The sequence below is a fragment of the Corynebacterium sp. KPL2895 genome (assembly GCF_040225815.1).
Lineage (GTDB): Bacteria > Actinomycetota > Actinomycetes > Mycobacteriales > Mycobacteriaceae > Corynebacterium > Corynebacterium rhinophilum.
Map to the genome: position 1 here is coordinate 1 of NZ_JBEHFY010000024.1, position 18393 is coordinate 18393.

Annotated in this window: 15 protein-coding genes; 7 read left to right on the forward strand and 8 right to left on the reverse strand. The window is 58.5% G+C overall.

The genetic code is table 11. The features are described 5' to 3' along the window. Positions 1-288 precede the first annotated feature (288 nt). The 4 genes from ABRP95_RS10035 to ABRP95_RS10050 are packed head-to-tail and all read right to left on the reverse strand — an operon-like array spanning position 289 to position 4255. Positions 289-663 (reverse strand): hypothetical protein, encoded by a 375-nt coding sequence (locus tag ABRP95_RS10035; RefSeq protein ID WP_005276566.1) that lies wholly within the window; start codon positions 661-663, stop codon positions 289-291. A gap of 56 nt (positions 664-719) precedes the next feature. Beyond that, positions 720-1469: a succinate dehydrogenase/fumarate reductase iron-sulfur subunit gene (locus ABRP95_RS10040; protein ID WP_284628488.1), complete on the reverse strand. Its 750-nt coding sequence runs from the start codon at positions 1467-1469 to the stop codon at positions 720-722. Further along, positions 1469-3484, reverse strand: coding sequence for a fumarate reductase/succinate dehydrogenase flavoprotein subunit (locus ABRP95_RS10045; RefSeq protein ID WP_349839377.1), 2016 nt, complete (start codon positions 3482-3484; stop codon positions 1469-1471). Before ABRP95_RS10045 ends, ABRP95_RS10040 begins: the two co-directional genes overlap by 1 nt. Before the next feature lie 15 nt (positions 3485-3499). Next, entirely contained in the window at positions 3500-4255 is a 756-nt protein-coding gene (locus ABRP95_RS10050) for a succinate dehydrogenase cytochrome b subunit (RefSeq protein ID WP_284770772.1), read from the reverse strand. 372 nt (positions 4256-4627) lie between these two features. Here ABRP95_RS10050 and ramB point away from each other — a divergent pair, with 372 nt between their 5' ends. Beyond that, the gene (ramB, locus tag ABRP95_RS10055; protein ID WP_284770771.1) at positions 4628-6037 is read left to right on the forward strand and encodes an acetate metabolism transcriptional regulator RamB; all 1410 of its coding nucleotides are present in this window, start codon (positions 4628-4630) and stop codon (positions 6035-6037) included. Between the two features lie 91 nt (positions 6038-6128). Here ramB and lpdA read toward each other — a convergent pair whose 3' ends face one another. Further along, positions 6129-7541, reverse strand: coding sequence for a dihydrolipoyl dehydrogenase (gene lpdA / locus ABRP95_RS10060; RefSeq protein ID WP_005276561.1), 1413 nt, complete (start codon positions 7539-7541; stop codon positions 6129-6131). Between the two features lie 645 nt (positions 7542-8186). Here lpdA and ABRP95_RS10065 point away from each other — a divergent pair. The 6 genes from ABRP95_RS10065 (at position 8187) to rfbA (ending at position 15720) form a co-directional block, all read left to right on the forward strand. Further along, positions 8187-9266 carry an alpha/beta hydrolase gene (locus ABRP95_RS10065; protein WP_284783180.1) on the forward strand — a complete coding sequence of 360 codons (1080 nt, stop codon included), beginning with the start codon at positions 8187-8189 and terminating at the stop codon, positions 9264-9266. Between the two features lie 39 nt (positions 9267-9305). Continuing rightward, a complete protein-coding gene (locus ABRP95_RS10070; RefSeq protein ID WP_284853963.1) occupies positions 9306-10631 on the forward strand; it encodes a M1 family metallopeptidase in 1326 nt (441 codons plus the stop codon). A gap of 163 nt (positions 10632-10794) precedes the next feature. Continuing rightward, on the forward strand, positions 10795-12351 hold the full coding sequence (locus ABRP95_RS10075) for an HNH endonuclease signature motif containing protein (protein ID WP_284770768.1): 1557 nt from the start codon (positions 10795-10797) through the stop codon (positions 12349-12351). Between the two features lie 134 nt (positions 12352-12485). Continuing rightward, positions 12486-13490: a dTDP-glucose 4,6-dehydratase gene (rfbB, locus tag ABRP95_RS10080; protein ID WP_284770767.1), complete on the forward strand. Its 1005-nt coding sequence runs from the start codon at positions 12486-12488 to the stop codon at positions 13488-13490. A 2-nt stretch (positions 13491-13492) separates the two neighbouring features. Next, positions 13493-14869, forward strand: a complete 1377-nt coding sequence (rfbD, locus tag ABRP95_RS10085) for a dTDP-4-dehydrorhamnose reductase (protein WP_284770766.1) — start codon at positions 13493-13495, stop codon at positions 14867-14869. Between the two features lie 2 nt (positions 14870-14871). Then, entirely contained in the window at positions 14872-15720 is an 849-nt protein-coding gene (gene rfbA / locus ABRP95_RS10090) for a glucose-1-phosphate thymidylyltransferase RfbA (protein WP_284783188.1), read from the forward strand. Here rfbA and ABRP95_RS10095 read toward each other — a convergent pair. From ABRP95_RS10095 to ABRP95_RS10105, 3 genes are read right to left on the reverse strand one after another with little or no spacing between them, the layout of a single operon-like run. Continuing rightward, a complete protein-coding gene (locus tag ABRP95_RS10095) occupies positions 15717-16331 on the reverse strand; it encodes an MBL fold metallo-hydrolase (protein WP_284770764.1) in 615 nt (204 codons plus the stop codon). The genes rfbA and ABRP95_RS10095 overlap by 4 nt on opposite strands. Then, the gene (locus tag ABRP95_RS10100) at positions 16331-17416 is read right to left on the reverse strand and encodes an S-(hydroxymethyl)mycothiol dehydrogenase (protein ID WP_284770763.1); all 1086 of its coding nucleotides are present in this window, start codon (positions 17414-17416) and stop codon (positions 16331-16333) included. The genes ABRP95_RS10095 and ABRP95_RS10100 overlap by 1 nt, the downstream gene beginning before the upstream one ends. A gap of 52 nt (positions 17417-17468) precedes the next feature. Continuing rightward, positions 17469-18287, reverse strand: a complete 819-nt coding sequence (locus tag ABRP95_RS10105; RefSeq protein WP_349839378.1) for a GDSL-type esterase/lipase family protein — start codon at positions 18285-18287, stop codon at positions 17469-17471. Between the last annotated feature and the right edge of the window lie 106 nt (positions 18288-18393).

Sequence of the window (18393 nt, forward strand, 5' to 3'; positions counted from 1 at the left end):
TGTTCAGCGAGAGGTCCTCATTGTTCTCATAGAGGGCCACGGCATCGCGTTTGAACTGTTCGGAGTACCTGGACATGATAGTAGATTACCTTTCTTTCCAGCGCGACTGGGCTAGATATCAGGTGTCCACCAAACAGGGGCCCGGTTCAAGCTCGAGCGGATCCGGGGTGTGGGGAAGCTAGGGGCATCGGAAAGCGCATGCTCCCCGTCAAAACAGGAACAGCCCCGCCTCCTGGCATGTTCTCAATGCTGTTGGAGGCGGGGCTGGAGGTGCTTTAAGAGCGAATACTAGTTAACTCGGCCGGTTTCCTTGCGGTACTGGCGGTAGTAGCGGCGCCCATAGTGAATGGTGCCGGCGGCGGCGATGGCCACCACAACCAGGGAAATGACGCCGATGGCGATGGTCAGGCCGTAGTTGCCTTCACCTGCGGTGCCCAGCGGGGTGTCCCACACGCCGAGGCCCCAGATGAGGATGCCGGCTGCTGGCAGGCAAGACAGGATCAAGCCCATGCCGACCCACGTGGAGGTGCGGAGAAGGGAAGAGTGAGGAGCTGCGAAGGATACTGGGTCGTAGCCTTCGATGTAGTTGTCCTGAATCTTGCCGGAGAACTCCGGATACGTTTCGCTCTGGTAGTCAGCAACTACGTGGGTGTTATCGCTCATGGCGGAGTCTTTCTGTCTTTCTCTCGTTCCTAGTATTCCTACGGAATAACTCTAGCTTAGTCGTCCTTGCCACGGAAAGCAGCACGTGCACGTTCGCGGGTAACGGCAGATACTGCAGTCAGTGGGACGCCAGCCGGGCAGACATCGGCGCACTCACCGTAGAGGGAGCAGTGGCCGAAGTTGGATTCCAAATCAGCAACCATGTTGCGAGCACGGCTGCCGCGCTCTTCTTTGCCCAGCGGCATCATGGACAGGTGAACCAGCTTGGCACCGGTGAACAGGTGTGCCGCACCGTTCGGGCAGGCAGCAACGCAGGCACCGCAACCAATGCAGGCGGCGTGGTCCAGCGAGTACTCGGCGGTCTCGTGGTTGATGTGCATGGTATCGGCATCCGGTGCGGTGCCGGCATCCATGGATACGTAACCGCCCTGCTCCATCACGTGGTCCAGTGCGGAGCGGTCAACCACCATGTCCTTGATGACGGGGTACGCAGCGGAGCGGAAGGGCTCCAGCTGGATGGTGTCGCCATCGTTGAAGTTGAACAGGCGCTGCTGGCAGGCAGGGGTGTTCTGACCAGGGCCGTGTGGGCGACCGTTGACGGTCAAACCACAGGTACCGCAGATGCCCTCGCGGCAGTCAGAGGCGAAAGCGAAGGGCTCTTCGCCGCGCTCAATGTAGCCTTCGTTGACGTGGTCCAATAGCTCCAGAATGGACATCTGCTCGGAGGCATCATCCACCCGGACGGTTTCGAATTTACCTTCCTGGGTGGGTCCGGCTTGACGCCAGATCTCAAGTGTCAATTTCATTACTTGTAGTTCCTTGTCATCAGCGGGATCGAGTCAAAGTACAGGGGTTCTGCGTGGCGGATGAACTCGTTCTTGTTCTCGCCCGGCTCCCAGGCGGAAACGAAGCACCAGTTCTCATCGTCACGCTCGGCTTCGCCTTCTTCAGAAAGGTGATCTTCGCGGAAGTGAGCGCCGCAAGACTCATCGCGGTCAAGGGCGTCGATGCACATGAGCTCACCCAGGTCCAGGTAATCGGCAACGCGCAGGCCGTATTCCAGGACTTGGTTCATGTCATTCGCCTCACCAGGGATGCGGACGTTCTTCCAGAAGTCATCGCGCAGGGCGCGGATCTTCTCGATGGTGTCCTTCAGGTCCTCGACGTTACGGGACACACCGCAGCCGAAGTACAGCAGATCACCCAGCTGGCGGTGGTAGTGGGACGGACCGTGCGGGTCATCGCCGTGGACCTGCATCAGCTTATCGATGCGCTCCTGGGACTTCTGCACGGCTTCCTGTGCCTCAGCGGAATCCTCGGCCAGCTTGTCCTCGTTGAGGTGGTCAGCCAAGTAGTTCGGGATGGTAAACGGCAAGGTGAACCAGCCGTCAACGGAAGCCGAAAGCAGGGAGTTAGCGCCCAGGCGGTTAGCGCCGTGGTAGGTCCAGGAGCACTCACCGGCGGCGAAGAGGCCGTCAATAGAGGTCATCTCGTTGAAGTCGGTCCACAGGCCGCCCATGGTGAAGTGGCAGGTAGGAGCGATGCGCATTGGGGTCTCGTACGCGGACTCACCAATGGCCTCTTCATACATCTGAATGAGGTTGGAGTAACGCTCGCGGATCTTATCCTTACCCAGACGCTCGATTGCGTCACGGAAGTCAAGGTAGACCGAGTTCTTCAGCGGTCCAACGCCCAGGCCCTTGTTAATCTGCTGCGAGATTGCACGGGAGGCAACGTCGCGGGGGACCAAGTTACCGAAGGCCGGGTAGCGGCGCTCCAAGAAGTAGTCGCGCTCTTCATCCGGAATGGTGTTGGGGTCGCGGTCATCGCCCTCTTCCTTGGGCGACCAGATGCGGCCATCGTTACGCAGGGACTCCGACATCAAAATGGTCTTGGACTGCCAATCGGAGTTGACCGGCAGGCCCGTCGGGTGGAACTGCACGAACGCCGGGGAAGCCAGGTAAGCGCCCTTGTCATAAGCACGCATCATGGCGCTGGCGTTGGAGTTCTTTGCCAGGGTGGACATGTGGTAAACGTTGCCGTAACCACCGGTACCCAGGATGACGGCGTGGCCCGTGAAGGCCTTGAGCTCACCGGTAATCAGGTTGCGGGTAACGATGCCGCCCGCGCGCTTCTTGCCGTTTTCCTCGTAGGTGATGATGTCCTGCATATCGTTGTGGGCAAAAAGCTCCACATTGCCCAGGCCGATCTGACGGTACAGTGCAGAGGTCGTGGACAACTGCAGCTGCTGACCTGTTTGGCCACGGGTGTAGTAGGTACGGGAGACCTGCACACCACCGAAGGAACGGGTGGCCAGGGTGCCGCCGTACTCACGGGCGAACGGGGCGCCGATGGCGTTCATGTGGTCAATAACGCGAACGGACTCGTTAGCCAGGCGCCAGCAGTCGGACTCGCGGCAACGGTAGTCGCCGCCCTTCACGGTGTCCTTGGTGTGGCGGTAAGCGGAGTCGTTATCCACCTTCTTGGCGCGGGAGGCGTTGACACCACCCTGCGCAGCAATGGAGTGCGCGCGGCGCGGGGAGTCGTGGTAGGTAAAGACCTTGACGCCGTAGCCCAATTCACCAAGGGCTGCCGCAGCAGCACCCGCGGACAAGCCGGTACCTACAACGAGGACCTCGAACTTGCGGCGGTTCAGTGGGGAGACCAGGTTCATGTGGTCAACGTGGTGATCCCACATATCCTTCATCGGCACGCCGTGCGGTTCCTGGGATTCCAGGATATTACCAGCGGAGACGCCCTCAACGCTGGACTTTGGGTGCGAGAAGTTGGGGTGTTCACGCTTGAGTTCAGTAGTAGTCATGGGTTCCTATCTCCTTTAGCTGACCAAGCCCAGGGCAACGGACAAAGGCATAACGATGTTGCCGATGCATACAACGGCCGGGATGATGTACGCCAAGACCAAGAAGGTCTGACGCCATTTTGCACCGGTGATACCCAGGTCAGATGCGGCGAGGCGGATGCCGTGGGTCAGGTGCAGGAAGAGGCAGCACATTGCCAGCACGTAGAAGATTGTGACCGGCCAACGGCTAAAGGTTTCGATCATATTGGCCTTGACAGAGCCTTCAACGAAGCCCTCTGGGGCCATCGGCTGTACGCCCAAGGTGAGGTCCAGCAGGTGGAAGATGATGAAGAGCAGCAGCACTACACCGGTCACCAGCATGGACTTGGTGGCGAAGGAATCCAGGCCACCCATCAGGTTGGTGCGCTTGAACTTGCCGCGGGATGCCTTGGAGCGGGAAGCCAAGGTAAAGGCACCGTAGATGTGGGCAAGGATTGCCACGATCAGCACGATGCGGATGATCCACAGGGCAGAGCCGTGCGGCAGCAGCGGTTCACCCATCGAGCGCAGGAACTCGCCGTACTCATCCAGTGCGGGCTCACCGTTGTGTGCCGGCATGTACAGCTTCAGGTTGCCGGCCATGTGGCCGACCACGAAAAGCGCAAAGAGCAAACCGGTGACGGCCATGATGAGCTTCAGTACCCACGATGGCGTTCCGGAATTCTGACGAATTGGTTCATTAGTGATGTGGCCGTGAGCAATTGCCTCACGGTCCGGATTTCTTAAAGTCATGACACCTCCATAGTCGTACTTACCTTAACCGGGCTTAACCGCTGGTTACTAGTTATTTTCGAGCAGCCATTCGCTCCTGGTTCGCAGGCACGATCAGGCGGTGAGATCTTTTAGGTAAGGGTATCCTGAGAACAAGAATGCGAAAACGCTGTCACCTTGGCCACCTTCATTTACGCAATACAGATGTTTCATATTTATGAACCAAACTGTGAGCTTCACCACTCCGTGTTACGCGAGTGATTAACCCACCCCTTTATGTGTCAAACTTTCGCATGAAACCCCACAAACCCGGTGTCCAGGTAGCGAAGAGTCTTCACAAAATTTTCGCCATAAAGATGCACACGCGCGCTTTCTACTAGTAATCTTTGGCGCATGAGTAAGACGTATGTGGGCTCTCGCCTTCGCCAGCTTCGCCGTGAACGCGATCTCAGCCAAGCCTCCCTAGCTGGCACCCTCGGCCTTTCCGCCAGTTACGTCAACCAGATTGAACACGACGTCCGCCCGCTGACCGTGCCGGTTCTCCTGCGCATTACCGAGGTCTTTGGCGTCGATGCCACGTTTTTCTCCCGCGATGATGATTCCCGCCTCCTCGCAGAGATCCAGGACGTCATCCAAGACAAGGAACTGTGCCCTTCCCCAGTGGAACTGCAGGAGCTTTCGGAGCTGGTGTATAACCACCCCACCGTTGCCCGCACGCTTGTCGATGTACACCGTCGCTATCGCAATGTGCGCGATAAGCTGTCGCTGGCTACGGATACGAGGAGGACATCGGAAAGCGCAGCTGCCTTATCCATGCCACACGATGAGGTGCGCGACTTCTTCTACGCCCGTCAGAATTACCTGGACGGGCTGGATCACCGCGCGGAGGAACTTGCCGGTGAACTCGCCGTTTCTGGGTTCGGCATTCGCGATACCGAGCAGGCGCTGGCAAACCGGCTGCGCGAGGAACACGGCGTAGAAATCGAGCTGACGGCGCAGATGGATGGCACGCTGCACCGCTTTGACCGCGAGAGCGGGCAGTTCACGCTCGCCTCGCGCCTGAGCGAGGGCCAACGCGCCTTCCGCATGGCCGCCGAGCTCGGCCTGCTCGAGGCCCAAGACCAGATCTCCGCGCTGGTGGCCGATGAGCCCTTTACCTCTGATGCCTCCCGCAGCCTGGCGCAACGCGGCCTGGCCAGCTACTTCGCCGCCGCCACGCTCATGCCCTATGCCATGATGCACAGCGAAGCCGAGCGCGCCGGCTACGACGTGGAGTATCTGTGCCAGGTCTTCGGCGTGGGATATGAGACAGTCGCATCCCGGCTCTCCACCCTACAGCGCGATAACCTGCGCGGCATTCCCTTTACCTTCGTGCGCGTGGATCGTGCAGGCAATATGTCCAAGCGGCAATCCGCCACCGGCGTGCACTTTTCCAATAACGGCGGCACCTGCCCACTGTGGAATATCTACGAGACCTTCACCCGCCCGGGGGTCATTTCGCGCCAGCTCGCGCAGATGCCCGATGGCCGCAACTACCTGTGGATTTCCCGCGCCGTGCAGCACCACCAAGGACGCTATGGCGATACTAATAAGCTCTTCGCCATTGGCTTAGGCTGCGAGGCCCGCCATGCCGACCGCACGGTCTATGCGGAGGGCCTTGACCTCACCAATCTCCACGCAGCCACCCCCATCGGTCCAGGGTGTCGGACCTGCGCCCGGGAAAACTGCTCGCAGCGCGCTTTCCCGCCCATCAACGAGGCGATCGATATCGATATCCACCGCTCGGCGGTCGCGCCTTACTAGCTGGGCTTTTAGCCGCACACAGCGAAACGGCACCGCGGTCCTCCTTTCTGGAGAACGCTGCGGTGCCGTTATGCGGTATAGGGGCGCTTGTTTAGAGGTTGATCATGTGGCCGCTGATGCCCTCGGCGGCTTCCTTCATGGCCTCAGACAAGGTCGGGTGGGTGTGTACGTTGCGGCCGATTTCCTCAGTGGTCAGGTCGAAACGCTGCGCCAAGGTCAGCTCAGGCAAGAGCTCCGAAACGTTAGAGCCCACCATGTGTCCACCGATGAGCTCGCCGAACTCGCCGTCAGCAATAAGCTTGACAAAGCCAGCGGTCTCATTCAGGCCGGCTGCCTTACCGTTTGCGGAGAACGGGAAGGTAGCAACCTTGATGTCCTTATCCGGGAACTTCTCCTTGGCTGCCTCTTCGGTGTAGCCAAAGGATGCGACCTGCGGGTTACAGAAGGTAGCGCGCGGCATGTTGTTGTAGTCACCCAAGAGCTGGGTTTCTGCATCAGCAATGGTTTCTGCCGCCACGACGCCCTGTGCCTCTGCCACGTGTGCCAGCTGCAGCTTCGCGGTGACGTCACCGATGGCGTAAATGTGGTCAACGTTGGTACGCATACGGTCATCGATGTCGATGGCACCGCGCTCAGTCAGCTCAACGCCAGTGTTCTCAAGGCCAAAGCCCTCAACGCGTGGGGCGAAGCCGATGGAGATCATGGCGCGATCCACGGTCAGGGTGTCCTGCTTGGAACCGTCCTTGGATTCCACCTCAACGGTGACATCGTCGCCGTTGTCCTTCACAGAGGTGGTCTTGTAACCGGTCAGGAGTTTAACGCCGAGCTTCTTATACTGCTTGGCAATCTCCTTGGATACGTCCTTGTCCTCGTTCGGCAGGACGCGGTCCATAAACTCCACGATGGTAACGTCCACACCGTAATTGGCCAGCACGTAAGCAAACTCCATGCCGATGGCGCCGGCGCCCACGATGACCATGGACTTCGGTGCTTCCTCGTTCAGGATCTGCTCTTCATAGGAGACGATATTGCCGCCGAGCTCAACTCCAGGCAGGGACTTGACCACGGAACCGGTAGCGATGATGCAGTCATCAAAGGTAACGGTCTTACCCTCATCATCGCCCTCAGTAATCTCAATGGTCTTATCGTCCTTGAAGGAACCCAGACCGTTGATCTCGGTGATCTTGTTCTTCTTCATCAGGTAGTGAACGCCCTTGACGATGCCCGAAGAAACCTTGCGGGAACGCTTGTGGGCTACACCGAAATCAAAGGAAACATCGCCGGAGATGCCAAAAGCCTTCGCCTCGTGGTTGAAGGTGTGGGCGACTTCTGCATTCTTCAGCAGCGACTTGGAGGGAATACAGCCTACGTTGAGGCAGACTCCGCCCCAGTACTGCTTTTCAATAACAGCGACTTTCTTTCCAAGCTGAGCTGCGCGGATGGCGGCAACGTAGCCGCCAGGGCCCGCACCGAGTACTACTACGTCATAATGTTCGTTAGTCACGCCCTACAGGATACGTAACTTTGTCCTCAATGTCGCGTAATTGGTCACACTTGGGGGCACCCCACCCCATGCGGCGGTGAGGAGAAGGAAAGGGCCCTGCAAAGGGGGCATCGGCAAGCAGCAGATGCACCTCCGCAGGGCCCTTAAGCATTCGTGGACTTAAATCACGCCCAAGGATGCTAGCAGCGTGGAATATGCATCCATTGCAGAGTGGATGAATGGCCCAATGAATTCATTGAAGGACACGAGGGCGGAATCAAAAAGGTTCATTGCTGTTCTTTCTCTTGATGGGGCGCGAGTACACAATCTCGCTGCTTAGCTTTTCACACTAAAAGCACTAACGCAGCCGCTACTGATGTTATTACAGGCGCCAACCACGTCACGCTGTGCTTCATTGGGAAATTATGACATAGAAACCTCAGTTGTCACAGCGTTACTTATCATTGATAGCGGAAAAGGCAATGAAGGTATGCCTACCCCCGCTACTCCCCCACATCAGTGAAAGTCTTTACCGGCAAGCATTTATTGGGCAGTATTAATGGTTAGGTCTACATGTAGGAATACTGAATATACTTCCCTCAACATGCCGATTTTTCGCGGCCGAAGTATAGTTATCGAGTCCACTCCCCACTGGAAAGAAGCACCATGAAGCGTCTTAATTCTATCCTCGCGGCAGCTGCGGTTTGCACGGGCTTAGCTTATGCCCCCGTGGCGGGCGCAGCCGAGCTCACCCCGCAGCAGGTGGCGGGCGATGCCGCACAGTCCACGATTTCCCCGCTGGAACCTACCCCGGAGATCGAGGGTAAGTCCTGGTACAAGAAGTACAAGGACGACGCGCGCGTTGAAACGCTCGAGGCAACCTCGCCGGCAATGAATGACCGGAAGATTCCGCTAGCCGTCATCCGCGCCAAGAGCGAAAACCGCCCAACCATTTACCTGCTCAATGGCGCAGGCGGAGCAGAGCAAGACATGGACTGGCTAAAGCTTTCTGATGCCGTTGATTTCTACCACGAAAAGGACGTGAACGTCGTAGTCCCGCAGGCCGGTGCGTTCTCCTACTACACCGACTGGATCTCTGAGCCGAATTCAGAATTCCTGCAGGGACCGCAAAAGTGGGAAACCTTCCTTACCAAGGAGCTGCCGGGTGCCATTGAAAAGCACATCAACGCGGATAACCACCGCGCCATTGCCGGCATGTCCATGTCCGCCACCTCTTCCCTGCTGCTAGCCCAGCACAACCAGGGCTTCTACGATGCAGTGGGCTCCTACGCCGGTTGTGCCGCTACCGCTTACCCACTGGAACGCAAGGGCGTAGAGTTGACGGTCAACCGCGGCGGCGGCAGCGTGGATCAAATGTGGGGTCCGTACGGCTCCGAGACCAACCGTTACAACGACGCCATGATGAACGCTGAGAAGCTACGCGGTACCGAGCTATACATTTCTTCCGGTTCTGGCTTGGCCGGCGAGGAAGATACGTTCTCCTATATCCAATCCAAGGGCTACAATCCGCTACAGGCAGCGCAGGGATCCGCCACCCTGCAGATTGAAGGCGGAGCCATCGAGGCCGGGGTAAATTACTGCACCCACAATTTCAAGGCCAAGCTTGACCAGGCCGGCGTGCCAGCCACCTTTAACTTCCGCAATACCGGAACCCACTCGTGGCCGCACTGGAACCAGGATCTGAAGGATTCTTGGCAAGTATTCGAGAAGGCATTCAATAGCTAAATTTAGGCTTTGCCTGACGGGCGGTAGGATCGCAATATTATGACATTGCTTCCTACCGCCTTTTCGCGTGCGCATACTGATCCTTATACCGGCGTGGACTTCAACCTTGGTTTTGAAGTCACCCACTACACGCTGGACTTGAACTACCGCGTGGAGCCAAACCTGTTGCAGGGTGAGGCCATTTTAAGCGTGCGCGCGGTGGAAGAGCTGACCTCCTTAACATTGGACCTCGGCGGGGCGATGGTGGCCCGGCGAGTGACCGCCAAGCACGCGCCGCGGGTGGCTAAATTCCGCCAATCTTCGGGGAAGCTGCGTCTGCGTTTTGCAGACGAGATTCCTGGCGGGACTGAGTTTGAGCTGCACATTCGCTATGGCGGCAGCCCGCGCCCCATCCGCACCACGTGGGGCGAAATTGGCTGGGAGGAAACCGAATCCGGCTCTTTGGTGGCCAGCCAGCCCAATGGCGCGCCCAGCTGGTTCCCGTGCGATGACACGCCTTCAGAGAAGGCGACGTATGACATCATCATCACCGCCGATAGCCCCTTTACCGTCATTTCCAATGGCGAATTGGTCTCCCGCAAGGCCGGCGGTTCCACCACTCGGTGGCACTACCGCACACGCCACCCCATGGCCACGTACCTCGCAACGGTGCAGGTAGGCGAGTTTTCTTCTTATTCGCTGGGAGCTGATACCCAGGCGTGGGCGCCGGCGTTCTTGCGCGAGCGCGTGCGCGAAGAATTCTCCCGGCAGCAAGAGATGGTGGATTTCTTCTCCTCTATCTACGGGCCTTATCCTTTCCCCGCCTATCAGGTCGTCATTACCGAGGATGAGCTGGAAATCCCCCTCGAGGCCCAGGGCCTGTCCATTTTTGGTTCCAACCATGTGAAAGGCGATCACGCCTTCGAGCGACTCATCGCACACGAGCTTTCCCACCAATGGTTTGGCAATTCCGTTGGCCTTTCTGCATGGAAGGATATTTGGCTCAATGAGGGTTTTGCCTGCTACAGCGAGTGGTTGTGGGGTGAGCACAAGGGTGCCTCCTCCGCGCGCGAGGCGGCGCGCTCGCATTACCAAGTTCTGATGCGCAAGCGCCAAGACATCAAGGTTTCTGATCCCGGTGCGCGCGATATGTTCGATGACCGCGTGTACAAGCGCGGGGCCCTCGCGGTGCACGCCATTCACCGGCTGCTTGGCGATGCCTTCTTCCCCGCCCTCACCTCCTACCTCACCCAGCATCAACACTCCGTGGTTCAGCCCTCCGATCTTCTCTCGTCCTTCCGGGAGGCTGCGCCGGACGCAGCTCTTTTCGATGCCACCGTTGCCGCATGGCTCGATGAAACCGCGTTGCCCAAGTTTCCGGACTAGTGGTTTTGGTTGCGTTTTAGGTGCGTTTTGGGCGTGTTTGGTTGTGGCTGAGCCCATTCTAGTGGGGAATGTACAGTCTATTGACCAATTCCTTTCTTGCGGTTGCGCTGGTGTTTTATTGACCTAGAATAGAACATGAAAGCGAAACAGGAAGGAGGGAACCATGGAAACTGCTAAGCATACAGAAATCAATTCAGCGATTTCTGATGTGGCTGCGGGGCTTACGCGCCTGCGCAACCTTATGCAGAATCCGGACGATCTCTCCTTCGAATTGCTCCACCCTAACTTCGAGCATTTAGAACGGGCGCTGGGCAATAAATCCACTATCGATGCCGCCTTTGCCTTTATTGCAGAGCGCGATGATGCCGGCAGGCGGGTCGGCTCCTCTAAGGCTAAGGACTATTTAGTCGCCCGCCTTGGCCTCACGGAGTCCGAAGCCGCCGCACGCCTGCGCAACGGCAAGAACCTCTTTGCACCCATCGAGGATCCTGAACCTACTCCCCCGCCAGCAGACGACGAGGCAGACGCGGCCGCGCAAAAGAAAGCCGAGGAGGAAGCGCGCCGCCGCGCCGAACGTGAGCGCCGCGCGGAAGAACAGCGCCGCAAGAAGCTCTTCGAGGAAGACCCTATCCCAGAGCGCATCCTCAACCTCATCGAACGGGAGCTGCGTAACCTCAATAAGTTCGCGGTTCCTGGGCCGCGGGAGCTGCGCAATAAGGCTCTAGAGGAGGCTAAACGCCGCTCCTATGAGTCCCTGCGCGATTGGCTGCGGCAGGCTATCCGCAAGGCGAATAAGCATGCCGTCGATCCCTCTGGGAAGCGCGACCCACACGCGGCTACCCGCAAGCGCCGGTTCAGCATTTCTAACCAAGATGCAGACGGTGGCGTGCACATCTCCGGTTACCTCGATGCCTCCGCCGCCGCTGTCTTGGCCAGCGCTTTCGCCCCTGCCAAGAATAAGGGCAGCGAAAGCCTGAGTCCCGAAGACGATACGCGCACCTATGCCCAGCGCATGGCAGATCAGTTGACTGCGGCACTGGGGAGCTACTTGTCCGCAGGCCAAAAGAAATCGGACGGTCTCGGTTCCTTCTTCGTCGCCACCACTCTTGAAGAGCTACAAGCGATGAGCAGTGACACCCGCTTTACCACGAGCGTGGGAATCGACCTATCCCCGCTCGATCTTCTCCGCTTGGGCGCCGCGCAGCACGACTTTTTCTGCGCCGTTGATGACAAGGGCTTCCCGCTCGAGCTCGGGCGCACCAAGCGCACCGCTTCGCTGTGGCAAAAGCTGGCGCTCGCCGCCAGTGAAATCGTATGCACCCACCCAGACTGCAACCGGCCGTGGCAAGACTGCGATGTTCACCACCTGCAGGCGTGGTCCCACGGGGGAGCTACAGACCTCCGGAACCTGACCCTGTTATGCCGCCGACATCACGTGGACAATAACGATAACCGCGATGGCCGTAATGGCATGGGGCATGCGGAAAGAGACCCGGAAACGGGCCGGGTGGGTTATCGCTCGGCGCATACCGGAGGTCTTTCCCCCTCGGTAGAGCTCAATGACTCCCCCGCTGCGGAGCAAGCCCCGGCGCGCAAGCTCACCGACCCGCCTGCTCAGCCTCATGAACCGGTGGATTCACCACCCAGTTTCCCGGCCGATTCGCCATCCACTTCCGGGACGAACTCACCACCTAGTCCGCCACCTCCCGGCGCAGCGTGACCATGCCCTACTACCCACCCTCTACCGTGCTTTCGGGCCGTACGATCATGTCGTGCGGCCTAGAAGTGCGTGTACAAGCATTTTGGGACTGTCCACGCGCAGAGCTTTTACGGACTGCCCTACACTGGAGACTCATGCACACCATGCTCGTTACTGGCGGCGCCGGCTTCATCGGCGCCAATTTCGTGCGCCTCATGGCCAAGGTGCGCCCAGATACCCGCATCACTGTTCTGGATAAGCTGACCTATGCCGGCAACCGGGATAATCTTGCGGGGATCGATGTGGAATTAGTGGAGGGCGATATCGCGGATGCTACGGTGGTGAATCCGCTCGTCGCCAAGGCGGATATCGTCGTGCACTTCGCCGCCGAGTCCCATAATGATAATTCCCTGCGGGATCCCTCCCCGTTTATCCAGACCAATGTGGTGGGTACCTATACCCTTCTGGAGGCGTGCCGGGCATGCGATGTTCACTTTCACCACGTTTCTACCGATGAGGTCTTCGGGGACTTAGAAATTGGGGCGCATACCAAGTTCACTGAGGAAACCGCCTATGCGCCCTCCAGCCCTTATTCGGCCACCAAGGCGAGCTCCGATCACCTCGTGCGGGCATGGGTCCGATCCTTTGGCCTGCGCGCCACCATTTCTAATTGCTCGAATAATTATGGGCCTTACCAACACATCGAAAAGTTCATTCCGCGCCAAATCACCAATATCCTTTCCGGGCATACGCCTAAGCTCTATGGCACGGGTGAGCAGGTGCGCGACTGGATCCACGTCGACGATCACAACGCGGCAGTGCTAAAAATCATCGAGGAAGGGCGAATTGGTGAGACGTATAATATCGGCGCTGACCAGCCGGACATCGATAATAAGCGCATCATCGAGATGATCTGCGAAATCATGGGACATACCCAAGGAGGTCGGGCTCTGTACGAGCACGTAGCTGACCGCCCCGGCCACGACCAGCGCTATGCCATGGATGCTTCCAAGCTGCGCCGCGAATTGGATTGGCAGCCCCGTTATACCGATATCCGGGCGGGACTAGAAGATGCCATCGCCTGGTATCGCGATAACGAAACTTGGTGGCGCTCACAAAAGGATTCTGTAGAAGCCCGCTATAAAGAGCAAGGACAGTAATTATGCAGGTACACAACACCGCCATTGAAGGCCTAAGCATCATTGAGTTGGACGTACACGGAGATAACCGTGGCTGGTTCAAGGAGAACTGGCAGCGCGAAAAGCTTGCTAAGGCCGCACCAGATCTGGCTTCGTTCCAGCCGGTGCAAAATAATATTTCTTATAACCGCACCGGTGCCACGCGCGGGCTGCACGCTGAGCCTTGGGACAAGCTCATCTCCGTCGCGCACGGCAAGATCTTTGGTGCCTGGTGCGATCTACGGGAAGGTTCCGCAACCTTCGGCGAAATTGTCACCCATGAAGTGGGGCCAGAGACCGCCGTATTTGTGCCCCGCGGGGTTGCCAATGGTTTTCAAGCCCTCGAGGAAACTTCCTACTCCTACCTGGTTAACGAGCATTGGTCCCCCGAGGCACGCTATACCGGAACCAACCTCGACGCTGTGGAGTGGCCCCTCGAACCACGCGAGGTTTCAGAAAAAGACAAGCAACTGCCAGCGCTTGCAGATGTAGAGCCCATGCCACCCCGCAAAATCCTCGTGACCGGTGCGAATGGTCAGCTTGGCCGGGCGCTGAAACGGGTCCTCAAGAATGCCGAGTTCTGTACCCGCACGGAGTTCGACATCACCAATCCCCCGCAGCGCCAGTGGAAACAATACGAAGCCATCATCAACTGCGCCGCCTACAACGACGTCAATGGCGCCGAGGACGATCGCGCCGCCGCCTGGGCCGTAAACGCCGAGGCGCCAGCCAAACTCGCCCGCATCGCTGCCGAAAACCAGCTGACCTTCGTACACGTATCCAGCGACTACATCTTCGATGGATCCAATGAGCTGCACACTGAAGACGAGATCCCCTCGCCCCTATCCGCCTACGGGGCGTCGAAGGCTGCTGGTGAAACCGCCGCTCAGACTGCACCGCAGCATTATGTTGTGCGCACCTCGTGGGTGTTTGGCGATGGCCCGAATTTCATCGCCACCATGCGCCGCTTCGCCGAAGCGGATAAGGAGCCGAAGGTCATTCATGACCAGCGCGGGCGCCCCACCTTCGCTGAGGATTTGGCCAAGGGCATAGCGCATCTCTTGCGCACCCGGCCCGAGTACGGGATTTATAATATCTCCAATTCCGGCGATACCGTCGGGCGCGATGAAATGGCGATGTCCGTATTCATCGGCTTGGGCCATGACCCATCAGAGGTCACGCCGGTAAGCACCGAACAGTATCGGGAAATCGCCGGCCCCGAGGCACCACGGCCCAAAGAATCAACGCTTGCCCTAGATAAAATCGAGGCCACGGGATTTTCGCCGCAAAATTGGCGGGCCGCCCTGGCCTTGTATCTCGCACTGTACCCCAGCGAACCCAGCAAGGCCAGCGAGGAGTAACGATGAAAGGCATTATCCTTGCCGGCGGATCCGGAACGCGGCTTTATCCCATCACTAAGGGCATCTCTAAGCAGCTCTTGCCCATCTATGACAAGCCGATGATCTACTATCCGTTGACTACGCTCATCCAAGCTGGCATTCGGGAGATCCTCATCATCACCACCCCAGAAGACGCTGGGGCCTTTCAAAGGCTCTTTGGGGATGGATCCCAGCTCGGGTTGATGATCGATTACGCCGTGCAGGCCCGCCCAGAAGGGTTGGCGCAGGCCTTTTTGATCGGGGAGGATTTCATTGGTGATGACAGCGTTGCGCTGGTCCTCGGCGATAATATCTTCCACGGCTTCGGCGGGGAACTAAGCCAGTGCCGCAATCCAGAGGGCGGCATCATCTTTGCCTATGAGGTATCGGATCCACAGCGCTACGGCGTCGTCGAATTCGACCAGGCGGGCCAAGCGCTCAGCATTGAAGAAAAGCCGGCCGAGCCGCGATCTAATCATGCCGTCGTCGGGCTGTATTTCTACGATAATTCTGTCATCGATATCGCTAAGTCCATCACGCCAAGCGATCGCGGGGAGCTCGAGATTACCTCCATCAACGAGGCCTACCTGCGCCGCGGCGCGCTAAGTGTGCAGCGCCTCCACCGCGGTAGTGTTTGGCTGGATACCGGCACCGTCGATTCCATGAGCGAGGCCGCCGCCTACGTAGAGGTGATGCAGAAAAGAACGGGCATCATCATCGGTTCCCCCGAGGTAGCGGCCTACGAAGCCGGATTCATTTCCCAGGCGGAGCTGGAAGCGCTAGCCCAGCCCCTCCTCAAATCCGGCTACGGAGAGTACTTGCGCGATTTTTAGTAGCCACGCTCGATGTACTCGTCGATGCGCGCCGCTTCCGCGCCCACCGTCGTGGCATCGCCGTGGCCCGGCAAGACCTTCGTATCATCCGGCAAATTGAATACGACGTTGCGCAGGGATTCGATGATCACATCGAAGTCCGAGTACTTGCGCCCCGTTGCGCCAGGGCCGCCGTTAAACAGGGTATCGCCAGACAAAAGCGTGCCATCGACGTAGAGGACAACACAGCCCGGCGAGTGGCCCGGGGTGTGGTAGACAGTGATCTTCTCACCGTTGATGTCGAACTGGCCGTTATCGGCTAGGTCGATGTAGTGGGCATCGCCATTGGCCTCTTGCCACAGCATGTCATCGTCCGGGTGCATGTAGACATCCGCATCAAAGCGCTTTGCTGCTTCCGGCGCGAGCTCGCAGTGATCGTTGTGGCCGTGGGTCAAGATGATGCCCTCAACCTTGCGATCGCCCACCAACTCTGCCACGGCATCGAGGTCGTGGGAAGGGTCGACGATGTAGACACTGGAGGCATCGCCAAGCACGTAGACGTTATTGTCCACGTCCCATTCGCCGCCGTCCAAACGGAACTTTCCGGAAGTTACCGTGCTTTCAATCTGCATTAAAATTCCACCACCGAACGTAGTACCTTGCCGTCCTTCATAGTTTGGAAGGCAGACTCGACATCGTCAAGCGCGATGCGCTCAGAAACAAACTTATCCAGCGGGAAGTTGCCGGCCTTGTGCAGGGCAACGTATGCGGGGAAGTCACGCTCCGGCAAGCAGTCGCCGTACCAAGCCGGCTTGATGGAACCGCCGCGGCCGTAAAGGTCGATGGCCGGGATGTCCACGTGGTCGGTCAGGTTAGGCACGCCCACCATCACCATGCGGCCGGCGTGATCGCGGGAGTAGAAGGCCTGGCGCCACGTCGGCTGGATGCCCACCGCGTCGATGGAAACATCCGTGCCGAAGCCGCCCGTGAGATCGCGCACCGCATCGATAACCTCCTGCTCCGACATGCCCTTCGAGCAAATGGTGTCGGTGGCACCGAACTCGCGCGCCGTCTCCAGCTTGGACTCATCAATGTCTACGGCGATGATCTTCGCCGCGCCCGCCAGCTTCGCACCAGCAATCGCTGCCACACCGACACCGCCGCAGCCGAAGATGGCTACGGACTCGCCCAGCTGGATATCGCCGGTGTTGACGGAAGCGCCCAGGCCAGCCATGATGCCGCAGCCCAACAGGCCAGCAGCGGCAGGATCCATCTCATCAACCTTGGTGCACTGGCCCTCGTGGACCAAGGTCTTCTCCGCGAAAGAACCGATGCCCAGCGCAGGGGTGAGCTCGGTGCCGTCCTCCAAGGTCATGGCCTTGGAAGCGTTGTGGGTATTGAAGCAGTACTTGGGCTCGCCCTTCTTGCAAGCGCGACACTCGCCGCATACTGCGCGCCAGTTCAGGACGACGAAATCGCCCTCCTCCACGTGGGTGACCGCAGAACCTACGGTCTCCACCACGCCTGCCGCCTCGTGGCCCAGCAGGAAGGGGAAAGCGTCCTCGATGTCACCATCGCGGTAGGCCAAGTCTGTGTGGCATACACCGCAGGCCTGCACCCGCACGATGACGTCATTGGGGCCGGGCTCGGGAACGACGATATTTACGGTCTCAACTTCCGCGCCTTTAGAGCGGGCAATAACAGCTTTTACAGTCATGTCCACAACCATACCTACATTTTCAATATGGCCGCGGTAATGAAAATGGTTGCTAGGAAGCCGCAATCACGTTGGCCGCGTACTCGTGGCCGCGCTGGTTCATGTGGATGGGCAAGTTGCCCGCGCCCGCCGTAAAGTCCACGAGACCTGCCCACATGCGGTCATTCGCATTGGCGCACATGCCGTTATTGCGGGTCGATGGCTTCATGTCCAGGAATTGCACGCCCGTGCGGGCCGCCAGATCAACCTGCATCCACTGCGCCTTGTTTTCGTAGTCCTGAACCATGGGCAGGAAGGTCGAATCCAGCGGCGTCGGGCCAACGTGAACAAGGCAGTAGTGCGGCCCCGAACCGATGGTGGGGTAGCCCACGATCTGGATGCGGGCATTCGGTGCGGCGTGCTTAATCCGTTCAATCTGCGGGGCGGTGCGGTCCGTAAATTCCCGGCGAATCTGATCCATGTTCAGTTCGCGGTGGTTATAGGTGTCGTTGAAGCCGGTGGTAATCAGTACGCGCGCGGTATCTGGGGTCAGCGCGCCCGATCCGATGGCGGCATCCACCTGCTGCCAGATCTGCGGGCCATTGGACATCGACACCGCACCGGAGCAGGAGAAATCGCGCACCGGCAGCCCCATCTTGGCGCCGGCCCGCTTCGCATAGTTGAAGGAGGTGGGGCAGTTTTCCCCGATTACCCGCGTTGGATTGAAGCGGTCCTTCAAGTATTCCCCGCCGTTCGGATCCGCCATGACCGAGTCACCGAAGGAAACGAGATTGCGCTCTGCCGCGCTAGCCTGCGGCGCCGCTACCGCCACGCCCACCACCGCAATCGCGGAAGCGACGACCGAAAATGCCTTGAGTTTTATAGATTTCATTGAGAGACCTTTTCTTCACACCTTGTAACTTAAGTGTATATTAGTCACTCTGGTAACATTTTTCGAGTTAAAAGCAACACTATCTTTTCTTCTGACGATATCGTTC

What these genes read in the sequence shown, in the direction of transcription:
- ABRP95_RS10035 (WP_005276566.1), bottom strand. Translation starts at nt 663, where the DNA reads ATGAGCGATAACACCCACGTAGTTGCTGACTACCAGAGCGAAACGTAT.
- ABRP95_RS10065 (WP_284783180.1), top strand. Translation starts at nt 8,187, where the DNA reads ATGAAGCGTCTTAATTCTATCCTCGCGGCAGCTGCGGTTTGCACGGGC.
- rfbD (WP_284770766.1), top strand. Translation starts at nt 13,493, where the DNA reads ATGCAGGTACACAACACCGCCATTGAAGGCCTAAGCATCATTGAGTTG.
- ABRP95_RS10045 (WP_349839377.1), bottom strand. Translation starts at nt 3,484, where the DNA reads ATGACTACTACTGAACTCAAGCGTGAACACCCCAACTTCTCGCACCCA.
- ABRP95_RS10050 (WP_284770772.1), bottom strand. Translation starts at nt 4,255, where the DNA reads ATGACTTTAAGAAATCCGGACCGTGAGGCAATTGCTCACGGCCACATC.
- ABRP95_RS10100 (WP_284770763.1), bottom strand. Translation starts at nt 17,416, where the DNA reads ATGACTGTAAAAGCTGTTATTGCCCGCTCTAAAGGCGCGGAAGTTGAG.
- ABRP95_RS10075 (WP_284770768.1), top strand. Translation starts at nt 10,795, where the DNA reads ATGGAAACTGCTAAGCATACAGAAATCAATTCAGCGATTTCTGATGTG.
- ABRP95_RS10040 (WP_284628488.1), bottom strand. Translation starts at nt 1,469, where the DNA reads ATGAAATTGACACTTGAGATCTGGCGTCAAGCCGGACCCACCCAGGAA.
- ABRP95_RS10070 (WP_284853963.1), top strand. Translation starts at nt 9,306, where the DNA reads ATGACATTGCTTCCTACCGCCTTTTCGCGTGCGCATACTGATCCTTAT.
- rfbB (WP_284770767.1), top strand. Translation starts at nt 12,486, where the DNA reads ATGCACACCATGCTCGTTACTGGCGGCGCCGGCTTCATCGGCGCCAAT.
- ABRP95_RS10105 (WP_349839378.1), bottom strand. Translation starts at nt 18,287, where the DNA reads ATGAAATCTATAAAACTCAAGGCATTTTCGGTCGTCGCTTCCGCGATT.
- ramB (WP_284770771.1), top strand. Translation starts at nt 4,628, where the DNA reads ATGAGTAAGACGTATGTGGGCTCTCGCCTTCGCCAGCTTCGCCGTGAA.
- ABRP95_RS10095 (WP_284770764.1), bottom strand. Translation starts at nt 16,331, where the DNA reads ATGCAGATTGAAAGCACGGTAACTTCCGGAAAGTTCCGTTTGGACGGC.
- rfbA (WP_284783188.1), top strand. Translation starts at nt 14,872, where the DNA reads ATGAAAGGCATTATCCTTGCCGGCGGATCCGGAACGCGGCTTTATCCC.